At 54.7% G+C, this 12,632-nt stretch carries 18 protein-coding genes and 2 pseudogenes; 14 read left to right on the top strand and 6 right to left on the bottom strand.

Annotated elements, in window-relative coordinates; genetic code table 11:
- Positions 1 to 16 precede the first annotated feature (16 nt).
- The 4 genes from OCY70_RS06530 (at position 17) to OCY70_RS06545 (ending at position 2,868) form a co-directional block, all read left to right on the top strand.
- Positions 17 to 775: a DUF1836 domain-containing protein gene (locus OCY70_RS06530; RefSeq protein ID WP_213428613.1), complete on the top strand. Its 759-nt coding sequence runs from the start codon at positions 17 to 19 to the stop codon at positions 773 to 775.
- A gap of 292 nt (positions 776 to 1,067) precedes the next feature.
- Positions 1,068 to 1,904 carry a TrmB family transcriptional regulator gene (locus OCY70_RS06535; RefSeq protein ID WP_213428615.1) on the top strand — a complete coding sequence of 279 codons (837 nt, stop codon included), beginning with the start codon at positions 1,068 to 1,070 and terminating at the stop codon, positions 1,902 to 1,904.
- Positions 1,901 to 2,551, top strand: a complete 651-nt coding sequence (locus OCY70_RS06540) for an AzlC family ABC transporter permease (RefSeq protein ID WP_249725168.1) — start codon at positions 1,901 to 1,903, stop codon at positions 2,549 to 2,551. The genes OCY70_RS06535 and OCY70_RS06540 overlap by 4 nt, the downstream gene beginning before the upstream one ends.
- A complete protein-coding gene (locus OCY70_RS06545) occupies positions 2,542 to 2,868 on the top strand; it encodes an AzlD domain-containing protein (RefSeq protein WP_213428617.1) in 327 nt (108 codons plus the stop codon). Before OCY70_RS06540 ends, OCY70_RS06545 begins: the two co-directional genes overlap by 10 nt.
- Before the next feature lie 49 nt (positions 2,869 to 2,917).
- On the opposite strand, the gene OCY70_RS35720 is transcribed toward OCY70_RS06545, so the two are convergent.
- The gene (locus OCY70_RS35720; RefSeq protein WP_306433937.1) at positions 2,918 to 3,064 is read right to left on the bottom strand and encodes a hypothetical protein; all 147 of its coding nucleotides are present in this window, start codon (positions 3,062 to 3,064) and stop codon (positions 2,918 to 2,920) included.
- A 46-nt stretch (positions 3,065 to 3,110) separates the two neighbouring features.
- On the bottom strand, positions 3,111 to 3,467 hold the full coding sequence (locus OCY70_RS35725) for a MerR family transcriptional regulator (RefSeq protein WP_306433938.1): 357 nt from the start codon (positions 3,465 to 3,467) through the stop codon (positions 3,111 to 3,113).
- Between the two features lie 168 nt (positions 3,468 to 3,635).
- On the opposite strand from OCY70_RS35725, the gene OCY70_RS06555 reads away from it, so the two are divergent.
- The 5 genes and pseudogenes from OCY70_RS06555 (at position 3,636) to OCY70_RS06575 (ending at position 6,414) form a co-directional block, all read left to right on the top strand.
- On the top strand, positions 3,636 to 4,085 hold the full coding sequence (locus tag OCY70_RS06555; protein WP_213428618.1) for a MarR family winged helix-turn-helix transcriptional regulator: 450 nt from the start codon (positions 3,636 to 3,638) through the stop codon (positions 4,083 to 4,085).
- A 15-nt stretch (positions 4,086 to 4,100) separates the two neighbouring features.
- Positions 4,101 to 5,294 (top strand): annotated as a pseudogene (locus tag OCY70_RS06560) (MFS transporter).
- Between the two features lie 185 nt (positions 5,295 to 5,479).
- Positions 5,480 to 5,629 carry a hypothetical protein gene (locus OCY70_RS06565; protein ID WP_213428619.1) on the top strand — a complete coding sequence of 50 codons (150 nt, stop codon included), beginning with the start codon at positions 5,480 to 5,482 and terminating at the stop codon, positions 5,627 to 5,629.
- A gap of 110 nt (positions 5,630 to 5,739) precedes the next feature.
- A complete protein-coding gene (locus tag OCY70_RS06570) occupies positions 5,740 to 6,123 on the top strand; it encodes a DUF2642 domain-containing protein (RefSeq protein ID WP_213428620.1) in 384 nt (127 codons plus the stop codon).
- A 183-nt stretch (positions 6,124 to 6,306) separates the two neighbouring features.
- Positions 6,307 to 6,414, top strand: coding sequence for a YjcZ family sporulation protein (locus tag OCY70_RS06575; protein WP_242069396.1), 108 nt, complete (start codon positions 6,307 to 6,309; stop codon positions 6,412 to 6,414).
- A 226-nt stretch (positions 6,415 to 6,640) separates the two neighbouring features.
- Here the strand turns inward: OCY70_RS06575 and OCY70_RS06580 are convergent, their stop codons facing one another.
- Positions 6,641 to 7,234 (bottom strand): C40 family peptidase, encoded by a 594-nt coding sequence (locus tag OCY70_RS06580; protein WP_213428622.1) that lies wholly within the window; start codon positions 7,232 to 7,234, stop codon positions 6,641 to 6,643.
- Between the two features lie 287 nt (positions 7,235 to 7,521).
- Between OCY70_RS06580 and OCY70_RS06585 the strand changes: the two genes are divergently transcribed.
- Positions 7,522 to 7,920 (top strand): Rrf2 family transcriptional regulator, encoded by a 399-nt coding sequence (locus OCY70_RS06585; RefSeq protein ID WP_213428623.1) that lies wholly within the window; start codon positions 7,522 to 7,524, stop codon positions 7,918 to 7,920.
- A gap of 107 nt (positions 7,921 to 8,027) precedes the next feature.
- Positions 8,028 to 8,213 (top strand): annotated as a pseudogene (locus tag OCY70_RS06590) (FAD-binding protein); the annotation flags it as partial.
- 532 nt (positions 8,214 to 8,745) lie between these two features.
- Here the strand turns inward: OCY70_RS06590 and OCY70_RS06595 are convergent.
- Together OCY70_RS06595 and OCY70_RS06600 are read right to left on the bottom strand one after the other, a co-directional pair.
- Positions 8,746 to 9,177 carry a VOC family protein gene (locus tag OCY70_RS06595; RefSeq protein ID WP_213428625.1) on the bottom strand — a complete coding sequence of 144 codons (432 nt, stop codon included), beginning with the start codon at positions 9,175 to 9,177 and terminating at the stop codon, positions 8,746 to 8,748.
- A 104-nt stretch (positions 9,178 to 9,281) separates the two neighbouring features.
- Entirely contained in the window at positions 9,282 to 9,563 is a 282-nt protein-coding gene (locus tag OCY70_RS06600; RefSeq protein WP_213428626.1) for a CPBP family intramembrane glutamic endopeptidase, read from the bottom strand.
- 706 nt (positions 9,564 to 10,269) lie between these two features.
- Between OCY70_RS06600 and OCY70_RS06605 the strand changes: the two genes are divergently transcribed.
- Both OCY70_RS06605 and OCY70_RS06610 read left to right on the top strand, forming a co-directional pair.
- Entirely contained in the window at positions 10,270 to 10,704 is a 435-nt protein-coding gene (locus OCY70_RS06605; protein ID WP_213428628.1) for an SRPBCC family protein, read from the top strand.
- Entirely contained in the window at positions 10,705 to 11,073 is a 369-nt protein-coding gene (locus tag OCY70_RS06610) for an ArsR/SmtB family transcription factor (protein WP_213428629.1), read from the top strand.
- 84 nt (positions 11,074 to 11,157) lie between these two features.
- Here the strand turns inward: OCY70_RS06610 and OCY70_RS06615 are convergent, their stop codons facing one another.
- Entirely contained in the window at positions 11,158 to 12,171 is a 1,014-nt protein-coding gene (locus OCY70_RS06615) for an MFS transporter (RefSeq protein ID WP_213428631.1), read from the bottom strand.
- On the opposite strand from OCY70_RS06615, the gene OCY70_RS06620 reads away from it, so the two are divergent.
- Positions 12,170 to 12,511, top strand: a complete 342-nt coding sequence (locus OCY70_RS06620; protein WP_213428633.1) for an alanine racemase C-terminal domain-containing protein — start codon at positions 12,170 to 12,172, stop codon at positions 12,509 to 12,511. The two genes, OCY70_RS06615 and OCY70_RS06620, sit on opposite strands and share 2 nt — an antisense overlap.
- Positions 12,512 to 12,632: the final 121 nt, after the last annotated feature.

Genomic DNA, 12,632 nt, shown 5'->3' on the forward strand with positions numbered 1-12,632 from the left:
GCAAGGAGGGGAGCAGATGGAGTCCTTCACGCTGACCCGCAAAGAAATGTCGTCTCTGTTGCTCTCGCTGCAAGGGGTGCAGCGCCAGTCGCCGTTGGCCATTCTCCAGGCTGCATGGTCGCATAGTCACGGCAGTGCGGGAGAGGCGGCGGATTCGATGCAGGCGATCTTGTCGCTGGATATGCCGCATATCATTAAGAAATTGATTCAGGGCCAGCCGTTTGCCGGATTCTCGCTGCAGGAAATCGCGGATCTGGGCCATTTGATAGAGCATTCGAACATTTCGATTACATCGATTCAGAATTGGGTGAAGCGCGATTTCAAAGAGCTGTTCGCCAGCATGAAGGAGGGGCGCAAATACTCGGTGAATCAAGCGGCGCTCATGTTCATGATCGACGATCTGAAATGCACGCTCGATTTCGTATCGATTCGCACCCTGTTCGAGTCCTTGTTCCGCGACAGGCACGAAAGGATCGATCCGATTCAGATCTATCATGCCTACGCGGGCATGTTCGAGGAGTTGGACGCGAACAATGACCAGTTGTTCGACGTCGCCGGACATGCTTCGGCCGGGGGCGCGCCGGATGCGCTGCTCGAGCAGCTCGTCAAGACGACGGCCGATCGCAAGGCGCAGGAGTGGGCGCTCTCGGGTCCCTGCCGGAAGGCAGTCAGCAACGGTCTGGTCATCGCCGTTCTGTCCGTCCAGGCCTCCTACTTGCAGGATATTGCGAAGCGGTATTACACCGCCAACGTGTTCCTGCAATTCGAATCGTGAATCGGCCGCGAAGCATGATCGTTAACAAGCACTATTCCGGAACCTCATCGGCGATTCCATGCCCTGCCTTTCAACGGAGAATGGCGAGAAGCGTCGCAATATTCAGATCTTTGATGAGGAACCATTGACAGGATGTGGAAGCGGCATTATAGTAAGGAGTAATCTAACGACGCGGCCAGGTTGGCCGAATACGGTTCGCTCTGCGCTGAGCCGTTTTTCTTTTCGGCGATCGCTAGTAGTTAGATACATAACTCCGCAAGGAGATCTTAATCCGGAAGAAGGGATGTGCCGCATGGAAGAGGTATTTAAGGAGCTGCAGAAGCTCGGTTTTTCTCCGTATGAGTGCAAGGCTTATATCGGGCTGTTGAAGGTTCACCCGGTGACGGGCTATGAGATCAGCAAGCGATCCGGGGTGCCCCGCTCGATGATATACGAGGTGCTGGGGAAATTGATGGACAAGGGGGCAGTTCATCTCGTGCCTTCCGATCCGGTCAAATATTCCCCGGTCCCTTCGAGCGAGCTCATTGATCGGCTGCGGAACCAATTTGAGCAATCCTTATCGTTGCTGGAACAAAAGTTGCCGCTGCTGCAGCGGGAGCGGGACATGGATGTCATCTGGCATATCCGCAGCGATGAACTGGTGCTGAAGGAAATGGCCGACATGATCGGGAGGGCCGAGGACGAGCTGTGGCTATCCGTCTGGGAGCCGCAGGTGCCCGTCGTTCAAGAAGCGGTGGATTCGCATCTGCGGGACGGAGTCCAGGTGTTTTCCGTACTCTTCGGAGCCCCGGAAGCCCGGATCGGGACGACCTTCCATCATGATTATATGCCGCCGGAAGTGGTCAAGGATCGGGCGGGAGGGCGCTTGACCATCGTCTCCAGGGACGGTGAGGAGGTGCTCATCGCGAACTTCTCCGGCGACGCCGCCTCCTGGGCGGTTCGGACGCATGACCCGGTGCTCGTGCTGGTGGCGACCGAGTATATCCGGCATGACATCATGATTGAAGAGATTACGGCCGTCTTCGGAGCGGAGAAGCTGGATGCGCTGTGGCGGAATCATCCTGCGCTCTATCATGTCGTTACCGGACAACGCTATGGGGAGCCAGGGCGGACAGAGGAGGAGCTATGAACCAACAATATGTGAATGCGCCTGCCAGGAGGAGCGAACCGTTTCTGCTGGGGGTGAAGGACTGCCTTCCCACCGTATTGGGATATTTAAGCATCGGCTTTGCCGCGGGAGTGGTGGAGAAGACGGCAGGCATGTCTTTGGCCGAAATCGCCCTGCTGTCGATATTTTTGTATGCCGGCTCCGCTCAATTCATCGTGGCCGGCATGCTTGCCTCCGGAAGCCCCGTGTTTGCCATTATTTTTACTGTATTTTTTGTCAATTTGCGCCATCTGTTAATGAGCGCGGCGATGTCGCCTTATTTCCGCCATCTGCCGGCTTGGAAAAATATTCTGATCGGATCCCAGCTAACCGATGAGACCTTCGGCGTCGCCGTGACGAAGCTGACGGGGCGGACGCAGGGAAGCTTCCCCTGGATGCTCGGACTGAATGTGACTGCTTATCTGAACTGGCTCGTCGCCAATCTCGCCGGCGGCATATTCGGACACTGGATCGCCGCGCCGGAGAAGTACGGCTTGGATTTTGCCCTGCCGGCCATGTTCATCGGCCTGTTCATGCTGCAATTGCTGGAACGGTCCAAGTATCGAGTCGATCTGGCGGTCGCAGGCTGCGCCGTAAGCGTAGGGATGTGGATAGAAAAATGGAAGTAAGATGGAGTTTTCTCTTGATGCTGGCGGGCGCGGCGCTCGTTACCTTGATACCGCGGGTGCTGCCGCTTATCGTGCTGAGCAAGAAGCCGCTCCCGGAATGGGGACAGAATTGGCTGAGCCACATCCCGATCGCGGTCATGTCGGCGCTGCTGGCTCAGGAGCTGTTCGTGGGCAGCGAAGGCGGCTCCCTGCTGCCGCTCATTGCCGCGGCGGCCGCATTCGCCGCCGCATACTTCACCCGGAGCTTGCTCATTACCGTCGTTATCGGGATGGCGGCCGTTGCGCTGCTCCGTTATGCCGCCTCCTCCTGGCTGTAGCCAGCGTAAGGCAGCGGGAATGCGGCGGGCGGGCGAGGCCGCTCGCCGCTTATGCGCCGGCCTCCTGCTTCGGCTGCCGGGCGTCTTCGCAGGCAAGATAGTGGTTATACGCCTGCTCGAACAGCTCCAGCAGCTCTGGCTCCAAGGGATACATCCCGACTTGGGCGGATTGCTCCGGGCACTTCGCCCAAGCCATTCCAGCGAATCGGGATCGCTGCCATCCACTCTTGGCAGGCGCGACATCAGCTTGTGCTCATGCTCCTGGAAGAGGAGCTTGCGGTATTTCTGGCGCGTCTCCTGACTGCGTCCGGACAGTTGAATCGCACATAGGCCAACTGATTGTGCAGACTGGCCGACCAATCCAGGTCATGGATGGCGAGCATCTCATCGATCTCCTGCAAGCGGAAGCCCGTCTGCTTCAAAAATTGAATATGCTTCAATCTCATCAAATCGTCATCCGAATAGAGCCGATGTCCGCCGGGCGTCTTGCCTGCCGGGTTCAAGAGTCCGATCTGGTCGTAATAGCGGAGCGTCCGGACGGTGATGCCGGTCGTCTTGGTCACCTCTTGAATCGGAATCACGAATAATCCCACCTTCATTGGATGATGTCTCCTCATGATACAAGATGACGCAGCGTCAGTTTCAAGCGCCGTTGATGACAAATAACAGACGGAGGCCGCCTGATTTCCATTGACAATTGTAGTTGTTAGGCATATAGTTGTTTAGACAACTGTATTGACTTTAACCATTGAAAGGAGACTGCCGGCTTGACCGAAGAGAACCGCCTGTTCCGTTCCATTGGCTTCGTGTTGGGCATGACCTACCGCAAGGTGTCGACACTGTTCCAGCACCGCTTGAAGAAGTACGGCATTACGCCGGAGCAATGGACCATCCTGTATCAGATTAGCCGGGCCGACGGCTTGATCCAAAAAGATATTGCCGAGCGCTCGGGCAAGGATAAGCCTACGACGACGCGGATTCTCGATCATCTGGAAGCGAAGGGATTCGTGTTCAAGACACCCGGAGAGCATGATCGCCGCTCCTTCCTCGTCCGCATTACCGAGCGGGGGAAAGCGCTGATCGAGCAAACATCGCCAATCGAGCAGCAAATGATTCACGATATCAAGCAATGTATGTCGGAAGAGGAATATGAACGGCTCATCGAGCTTCTTCTCCGCGTCAACAGCCATGTGAATGAATTAGCAGACAGAGAATAAGGAGAGAGATAGTTGATGAAGGAACCATCCACACCGCTTTGGACGAAATCGTTCCTGTCGTTAACGATTTGTTCGTTTTTATTGTTTTTGAATTTGCAAATGCTGCTGTCTTCCTTTCCCGCCTATGTGAAAAATTAATTCCAGGCCGGGGATGTGACCGTCAGCTTGGTCACCAGCGTGTTCGCGGCCTCCGCGATCGCGACCCGCTTCATTACCGCCGCGCTGATGCGGAGGATGAAGCGCAGCGTCATCTTGTACATCGGCCTTGCCGCCGCCGCGGTCACCACCGCCCTCTATGTCGCGGCCGATTCCGTCGGCTCCCTCCTGCTGATGCGGGTCGGATACGGCATCGGGTTCGGCATGGGCAGCACCATTATCCCGACAATGGTCTCCCAGATCATTCCGCTGCCCCGGATGGGAGAAGGAATTGGGTATTTCGGCTTGTCGACCAGTCTCGCCATGTCCATCGGGCCGATGATCGGACTCAATGTCATGAAGCAAGCCGGATTCGGCACGCTGACCATCATCGGAACGGTAACCGTGGCCCTCATTTTTCCGATCCTGCTGCTGACCCGCTCGATCCCGCCCGAACGCCGGCCTCCCGGCCCCGCAGGGGCGTCCCGAAAGAAGCAGCCGTTCCATCCGAAGCTGCTGTTCCCGGCTCTGCTCAATGTGATTCTGTCCATAACTTATAGCGGGCTGCTCGGCTTCATTGCCCTGTTCGGCGAAGCGGTGCATCTGGAGCAAGTCGGGCTGTTCTTTTTATTCAACGCCGTCACGATCATCATGATCCGGCCGGTATCGGGCCGGGTCTTCGACAGCAGGGGCCATGCGGCCGTGCTGATCCCGGCGGCCGTCTGTGTTATCGCCAGCTTGACGATATTATCGTATACGGCCTCGATTCCGCTGCTGATCGTATCCGCCCTGCTGTACGGGCTCGGGTTCGGGGCGATTCAGCCAACGATTCAGGCCTGGATGATCCGGCTCGTGCCGAAGGAGCAATACGGCATGGCGAACAGCATGTTCTACAACTCGACCGATCTCGGGGTCGCCGCAGGAGCGCTCCTGCTGGGGGCTATCTCGGCCGCTACGGGCTATGCCGACATGTACCGGTATGCCGCCGGCTTCATGATCTTGTTCCTGCTTGTCTACGCGATGGCGCAGGCGGCAGCGATGAGGCAGCGGAGCAAAGCGGATCTGTCGGCCTAATCCCACAGCTGTCATCTCTGCCAAGAAGCTGTTCCGGAACCCAACGCCTTCTTCCGGAGCGGCTTTTTGTGCGTTATCCGGGGGTCATGCCCGGATGGCCCGTCAGGATTCGCATGCCGCACTGGCGAATGATCCCGTCCGGCGATATAGTTAGAGGATAGCCGCGGGGGCTGTCTGACCTGCATTTGCCGCACGGCATGCTGTTTGACGAGGATGTGTTCCGCGAAGGACTGATCAAGGATTGCGCCATCGAACGGCAGAACGGGGATCGCGTCACGTTCGACAAGGTGATATTGCCGAAGTCCGCCATTGCAAGCTTATCGGCATCGACTTGATGGAAGCGACGCTCCGCAATGTGCGGTTCATCGGATTCAACACCAGCCGGAATATTCCCTGCTCCGGAACATATATAATTACAATGAGACGGAAAAGGAGGGAACCGCCCATGACGGAGAAGAAGCCCGCACCCAAGCCGCCTGCCGAAAAAGAAAAACCGCCTGCCAAGCCGCATCATGTTCAGACTTGCCTTCACCCGATCGTGCAGCCTGCCTATGTTAATCATCAACCGGCCGCGTGCACGCCGATATGCACGACGCCGGCCGTGCCGCAGCCAACCGATTACGTGACTTGTCTGGATCCGGTATTCCTGGATCATCTAAGCCGGCATCAGGGCCAGCGGATCACCGTCCGGACGACCGTAGAGACGCTGGAAGGCGTATTGGCCGGCGTCGCGGTCGATCATATTCAGTTGAATCGGCATGACAAGGCGTTCCATATCCGGACCGCGCAGATTGTCTACTTCGAGGGGCTGCCGATATCGTATTTATGAGGAACAATGGATAATAAGAGAGACAAAAAGGCTCCCGGCGGGGCCTTTTATCATGGATAAGAATCTTTGGGACAAGCTGTCCGCAGCCAAAGCCCAATTCTTGTTGTCTGGGACATAGCCAAGGCAATAAGGATGCTTTCCTAATAATATGACAATGAACCTAGTGAAAGGAGGCCGCATGGAATGAGTGACATTGGATGCAAAGGTGTCGGAGGTCTTTTTACTTCCACAGGCGTTATCTTGGTTCTGTTCATCTTGTTGGTTATCGTATCGCGCGCATGTATTTATTAAAAGATTCGGCCCTATAAACCGGCCCTGCTTCAACAGCAGGGCTATTTCGTTGTTTAGACCGCAAAAGGGTTGCCGCGAGCGCATGATGTTCATTCCAGCGGGGATACTAACAAGTAAGGAGGCCCGTACGGATAAAGCCGGCGGAGTCCAGAGGCAGACAGAGAAAAAGCAGGGCTTCCGCATGAACCCCTGCTGTCAAGCACGTATATTATAGTTACCAATTCCACTAGTTTTCTTGGGAAGGAGCTTCCTGATCGTAGCCTTCTTCGGCGTTACGATCTTGCGTTGGGGCGGAGGCTTCGGATTTCGAGGCGGAGATGACGCGGCGCGCGGTCACAAACGTCTTGTCCCAGGCGCTGCCGGAAAAATCGGAAATCGTTACGCCGACACCGACTTTATAGGTATGAAGGATTTTGTCCTCGCCCATGTAGATGGAAACGTGGTTGATCTTGCCGTCCCGGTTCGTATCGGAAAAGACGAGATCGCCGGGCTGCAGTTCGTTTTTGGAGACTTTAACGCCGGCCGTAGCTTGCTCCCGGGAAGAGCGCGGAAGCTCGATGCCATGCTTCTTGAACACATACTGCGTGAACGAAGAGCAGTCGAATCGATCGGTGCGGCCGGACTCGGCTCCGAAATGATAAGGGACACCCAGAAAGGCTTTCCCTGTCGCAATAATATCATCCGCTGCCGCGGAAGCGGACGCGGAGGCCGCTTGGGCTTGTTGAGGGGCCGCCATCGCCGTGCCGGACAATGCTATAAAAAAGCTAAGGCTGATTCCCATTACTGTTTTTACGATGCGTTGATTCTTCATGTTGTTCATGGTCTTCCTCCTTGTATTGAAAAGTTGGGGCAAGGCCTATAACCAACATAACATATGATTTGCATCCAGTATTTAACGGAAGTCATGAAAACGCTGTAACGTCAATGAATTCCCGGCTTTATTAGAATTCGATGAGAAAATATTAACGATATCGTCACAAGCAAATGCTAGAAGCTCTCCGCGACTCATTCCCATGGCCGGGAAGGCCTGGCTTGACATATTGGCTTGACATATATCCAGCATCAAGGATATTATAGATACAATAAGTCCTTGAATGAGGTGCAGTCATGAGATTTTCAAAAGCGACGAATTATGCTCTTCACACGATGCTCATGTTATTGGAAGCTTCTTCGGTGAAGCCGATTGGCGTTCAGCAGTTGGCGGAAGCTCAAGGCGTGTCGCCGACCTATCTTTCCAAAATTTTAACGAGGCTCGTGAAAGCAGGCATGATTGAATCGGTTTCCGGGGCCAATGGCGGTTATCGGTTAACCGGCAATAAAGACGACATTACGTTTTTGGATATCATTCACGCCATTGAGGGGACCGCTTCCTTGTTTGAATGCGGCTTTGCCCACGGATCGGAATGCTTGATTCAAGCGGTCATGAAGGAAGCGGAAGAGAAGATGGAGCAGCATCTCCAAAATGCGAAATTGGGGGATCTGGCCCGCAAGCAAACGCAGGTCTGACGAGATCCGCCGCTTCGCGCGGCGTGGAAGTGATAGGATTCGAAGCGAAAAGAACTTTTTTTGGTTTTATTATAGATATAAAGAGTCTTTGATATCTACATTAGAAAGGATGCGCAAGAACCGAATCGGGCGGGATTATGACGGATCAACAGGGAAGAACCTCGATACCCGGCTTATATGCCGCAGGGGAAGCTTCGTACTTTGCGCCTTCCCAAGTCGTATTTGCGGCGGCGGACGGCAGCCGGACCGCGATGACCGTCAATATGGATTTGACCGAGGAAGATTACGGATAGGGGGATTATGGGCATTCCGGCAACGATTCTGTTCAAAAATGGCGAAGCGGTCGCCAAAAAAAGTCGGAGTCATGTCGCTGGAGGGACTGAAAGCATTCCTCTCAAAACATCAATAATATGCGTTTTATTGTCTGAATAGCGCCATGTAAAAAAGGGAGTGTCTTATAGGCATTGCAAAATGATTGAGGTGACGTGTCAACAGAGAATGCGGACGCGGGAAAAACGGCGGCGGGCAACCGATAGAAGATGGATGAGGCAGTGTGATCCTGCGTTAATGCAGCAATTTACGTTATTTGACCTCCTATTTGATGCAATTGCTGCAAATGTAAATTATTTTCATCGATTTTTATCTTTTATCTATTGGATAGTCTGAAATTGATGCAGTTGTGCAGAATTCCCTGTAACGGAGTACACGTCATAAAGGAAGGCTGCAGTTTTGCAGTTTTCGGCGTGTCGAGCTTTGAGAATCAGGGGGGCTGTCTCACTGTAGTGAAATACTACTTGTGGGATCCCCCTCTCTTATTTCCCGCTTTTAGGCTTCCATTTCCCCGCCTTCGCCGAGGTTCAGCTGCCACAAAATTCCGAACCGATCTTCCACTTGTCCGTAGCGTTTGCTCCAGAATGTCTCTTGGAGCTCCATGACGACTTTGCCGCCGGCCTTCAGCTTGTCGTAAATCGACTGGAGCTGCTCCTCGCTCTCGAAAATCGCGGCGAGGCTGATATTGTTGCCGACCGTGAAAGGCATTCCCGGGAATACGTCCGAGAACATGACGTTGCTGCCCAAAATGTTGAGACGGGCATGCATCACCAGATGCTTGGCTTCCTCCGGAAGCGTAAAATCCGGGTGGGGCGGCACGTCGCTAAAGGTCATGATCTGCGGCTTGTCTGTGCCGAAGGCATCGGCATAGAACTCGACGGCTTCCCGGCAGTTCCCGTTAAAATTCAGATATGCATCTACGGACATGTGCTTCAACTCCTTTGTTCGATTGGATCTTCCTCGTATATTATTTGGCGGCAGAAAATCAATTATGCTATAAAAAAATAATTAAAATTTTAATAGTTCGTTCTCTAGTAAAAATTACCAGAGGTATAAATACAAATAACGGTGGCGTTCATGATGCCGTGCAGCATGACGGGCATCCACAGGGTGCCACTTGTTCCATAAAAAAGCGCGAACAGGCTGCCGGTTACGAAGGCATTCAGCATCAGCTCCGGGGCATGGCCGGCTCCGAAAATAAGCGCGCTTACGATGACGCCGGCCAAGACGCCGAAGCGGCTCCGCAAATAGCGGTAAATGACGCCTCGATTGACGACCTCTTCCACGAAGGGAGCAACGACAGATCCCATCATCAATGTCAGCTCGAAGGCGGACGACTCCGCCACCCCGGCCTTGGATGAACCTTCCGTCTACAGCACAGTAAACGTAAACCACAGCACAAGAAGCGAGATGCAATTGGCGAGAAGCGCCCAGGGCAGCAATTGCACCCAATCGTATCGCGTTGGCCTGCGAAAGCCAAAGGATGTCCAGGTTAATTGATATTTGCGGATGATGAACAGCCCGATCACGGCGAGTTGAATGATGTGGACGATAAAGGCCGCAGCGCTGCGGGCATAGGCGGGCGGGAGCCCCGGATTACTCCAGCGGGATGGCGAACGCGTTCATGACGGGAGCCGACAGCAGCAGCCTCCATATGACCAGGATGATCAGCACGTCGGTTCCCTTCCATGGCACGCTGCTTCGTTCATTGGCGCGAGGAGGGCGGATCAGAATGTTGCGCCTGGCGTATTCTCCTTTCGATGCTTTCGTATTATCGCGGACCATCGGTGTGTTGAACAGCGCTATTTCGAATATTTGCCATTATATCCGGCTCCGTTACGTCGCTTTCAATGAACAAACGGTGAACTTCGGTTTGTGCGAACGGCAATTGGGTAAAATTGGATTATATTGCTTGGCGGATAGAAGAGCACGAATGATTGACATAACACCAAATGGTTTCATATAATCGAAAAGCGAAACCATTCGGTATCATATTTTCGAATTTAAAGGAGAATGAGGATGGAAACCAACAACAACAATCAAGTTCCCGATATCCGGCAAACCATCGTGTTGAACGCGCCGATTCAAAAGGTGTGGGATGCTGTATCGACGGCGGAAGGCATTGCCTCCTGGTTCATGGATAATGATTTCGAGCCGCAGGCGGGACATGAGTTCCATATTCAATCCCCGTTCGGCCCTTCCCCGTGCAAAGTCATCGAGATTGAGGCGCCGCACCGGCTGTCCTTCGCGTGGGATACCGACGGCTGGGTCGTGACGTTCCTGTTGAAAGAGATGGGGGACCAGACCGAGTTCACGTTGATTCACGGCGGGTGGAAGGAAGCGGATGCGATTATCGGGAAGGCGAACGAGACAAGCGCCGTCATTCGCGATCGGATGAACCAGGGCTGGGTTGCGATCGTGCATCAACGGCTTCGCCAGGCGGTCGAGGGCTAAGTGTCATCGTCTGCGCCCAAATACGATGTATTTCAGGCGATCGCCGACCCAACCCGCAGGGAAGTTCTTCGCTTGCTGGCGGACAAAGAATTGCCGATTTCGCAGATTACGAGCCATTTTCCAATCAGCCGCACCGCCATTGCCAAGCATCTTCATATTTTGACCGAGGCCGATCTGGTAAGCGGACGGAAGGCGGGCCGGGAGAAGATCTACCGGCTGCACCCGGAGCCGCTGACGGAGCTGAAGGATTGGCTCTCCTTCTATGAGCGCTTCTGGAACAACAAGCTGTCGATCCTGAAGCATGTCGTGGAGCAGGAGGCGAGTTCCGGCTTGCCTGACGCGGCTGCGGAGAAGAAGGACAGGCACTGACATTCGCGTCAGTGCCTGTTCATATGGGGAGGGCGGAGGACTGCCGGCTCCTCGTGCAAGCAGCGGGATCAACATTCGCCTGGCTCACTTGGCCGTCCGAAAGGAGCTCCTGGACAGATAGGAAGCAAGACAGGCGACGATGGCGTTCGCGATGAGGAATAGCCACGGAATCGGCAAATGGTCCGCCCACAGGCATGACAAAAGCAAGCCAAGCGGCAGCGCCAGCTTCATGAACATCGAAGAGGTGCCTGCGACGCGGCCGAGCAAATGATTGGGCGTCGACTCCTGCGAATCGCCAAATACATGATATTGACGATAACGGTCGTGCATGCTCGGCAGGCTAACAGAATCGCGGGCTGCCACCAAGTCTCCGCGAAGAAAAAGAAGCAGAGCACAACCGCATCGATGCAGAGCATGGCATGGAAAATGGCGCCTCTTGTCCATTTGCTGCGCAGCAGCTTCAGTCCTTGCGCTCCGGCAATCCCCCCCGAAAGCCGAGATGGAAAACATCCACCCCACCTCCTTCGGCGTCGCTCCCAATTGATCTACCGTGTAGAAGACGAGAACGCCGATGACCAAGCTCGTGGCCAAATTGGTGAACAAGATGGTGATGGTCGGCGGAAGCAACGTCTTATTGCCGAACAGTTCGCTCATCCCCTTCTTCATATCCTGCCAAATGGTCTGTTCCCGCGCGCATTGAGGCGATGGCACCGGATCAAGCAGCAAAACAGTAACCGATAAGAGCAGCAGGCTGATCGCGTAAAGGAAGAACAGCCATTCGTAAGCAAGCCAAATGAAAAGGAAGCGGACGATGGACGGGCCGATAATCGAGAGTACCGTTCCCAGCAGCGTGAACCGGGCCTGGATATCCGTCATCCTCTCCCGGGGAAATAACTGCGGCACAATCGCATGCTTCGCATTGCCGAAGGTGTAGCTGACGGCCGACAGCAGAAAGCCGAACAGATAGAGCTGCCACAGATGGAGCGCATCGAGCCACAGCAGAAGCACAAGGAACGCAGCTAAGGCGGCTTGCAGCACGCTGGTCCACGCCATCATTTTCCGGCGGTTCATCCGATCGACCATCGCGCCGGCCAGCATGCCGAGCAGCTACGGGATCGTCAACTTCCCTGAGCTGCGCTGCGGCCTGGCCCTGGCCCGCCCGGGCATCGCCCTGCTTGGTACGGAACGCGACCAAGCGCAAGCGCCCGTCGATCTGCGTCCGGCCCCGTCGTGGAGGGCCAGGGTCACCATGGTCAAGCAGATGCAGGCAGACGAGCCTGTCGGGTACGGGCGCAAGTACAATACGAGGCCGGGGAGCGTCATTGCGACGGTGTCGATCGGCTATGCGGACGGCGTGCCTAGAGTTCTCGCGAACGATTACGAACGAGATCGTGAGCCGCATCGGGAAGCGAGTGGAGCGAATTTATCTATAGCATGAAAGGAACCGTCTCTAACATGAACGAATCTAACTCTAACATGTCCCCGCCTAATCGGACGGATCGGCCCCTAATCGGGAGGAAATGCCGCTTCCGGCGAATGTAACAAGGTTACTTGCAGAT

Source organism: Paenibacillus melissococcoides (assembly GCA_944800085.1).
Classification (GTDB): Bacteria; Bacillota; Bacilli; order Paenibacillales; family Paenibacillaceae; genus Paenibacillus_B; species Paenibacillus_B melissococcoides.

What these genes read in the sequence shown, in the direction of transcription:
- OCY70_RS06530 (WP_213428613.1), top strand. Translation starts at nt 17, where the DNA reads ATGGAGTCCTTCACGCTGACCCGCAAAGAAATGTCGTCTCTGTTGCTC.
- OCY70_RS06535 (WP_213428615.1), top strand. Translation starts at nt 1,068, where the DNA reads ATGGAAGAGGTATTTAAGGAGCTGCAGAAGCTCGGTTTTTCTCCGTAT.
- OCY70_RS06540 (WP_249725168.1), top strand. Translation starts at nt 1,901, where the DNA reads ATGAACCAACAATATGTGAATGCGCCTGCCAGGAGGAGCGAACCGTTT.
- OCY70_RS06545 (WP_213428617.1), top strand. Translation starts at nt 2,542, where the DNA reads ATGGAAGTAAGATGGAGTTTTCTCTTGATGCTGGCGGGCGCGGCGCTC.
- OCY70_RS35720 (WP_306433937.1), bottom strand. Translation starts at nt 3,064, where the DNA reads ATGGCTTGGGCGAAGTGCCCGGAGCAATCCGCCCAAGTCGGGATGTAT.
- OCY70_RS35725 (WP_306433938.1), bottom strand. Translation starts at nt 3,467, where the DNA reads ATGAAGGTGGGATTATTCGTGATTCCGATTCAAGAGGTGACCAAGACG.
- OCY70_RS06570 (WP_213428620.1), top strand. Translation starts at nt 5,740, where the DNA reads ATGACGGAGAAGAAGCCCGCACCCAAGCCGCCTGCCGAAAAAGAAAAA.
- OCY70_RS06575 (WP_242069396.1), top strand. Translation starts at nt 6,307, where the DNA reads ATGAGTGACATTGGATGCAAAGGTGTCGGAGGTCTTTTTACTTCCACA.
- OCY70_RS06580 (WP_213428622.1), bottom strand. Translation starts at nt 7,234, where the DNA reads ATGAACAACATGAAGAATCAACGCATCGTAAAAACAGTAATGGGAATC.
- OCY70_RS06585 (WP_213428623.1), top strand. Translation starts at nt 7,522, where the DNA reads ATGAGATTTTCAAAAGCGACGAATTATGCTCTTCACACGATGCTCATG.
- OCY70_RS06595 (WP_213428625.1), bottom strand. Translation starts at nt 9,177, where the DNA reads ATGTCCGTAGATGCATATCTGAATTTTAACGGGAACTGCCGGGAAGCC.
- OCY70_RS06600 (WP_213428626.1), bottom strand. Translation starts at nt 9,563, where the DNA reads ATGATGGGATCTGTCGTTGCTCCCTTCGTGGAAGAGGTCGTCAATCGA.
- OCY70_RS06605 (WP_213428628.1), top strand. Translation starts at nt 10,270, where the DNA reads ATGGAAACCAACAACAACAATCAAGTTCCCGATATCCGGCAAACCATC.
- OCY70_RS06620 (WP_213428633.1), top strand. Translation starts at nt 12,170, where the DNA reads ATGCCGAGCAGCTACGGGATCGTCAACTTCCCTGAGCTGCGCTGCGGC.
- OCY70_RS06615 (WP_213428631.1), bottom strand. Translation starts at nt 12,171, where the DNA reads ATGCTGGCCGGCGCGATGGTCGATCGGATGAACCGCCGGAAAATGATG.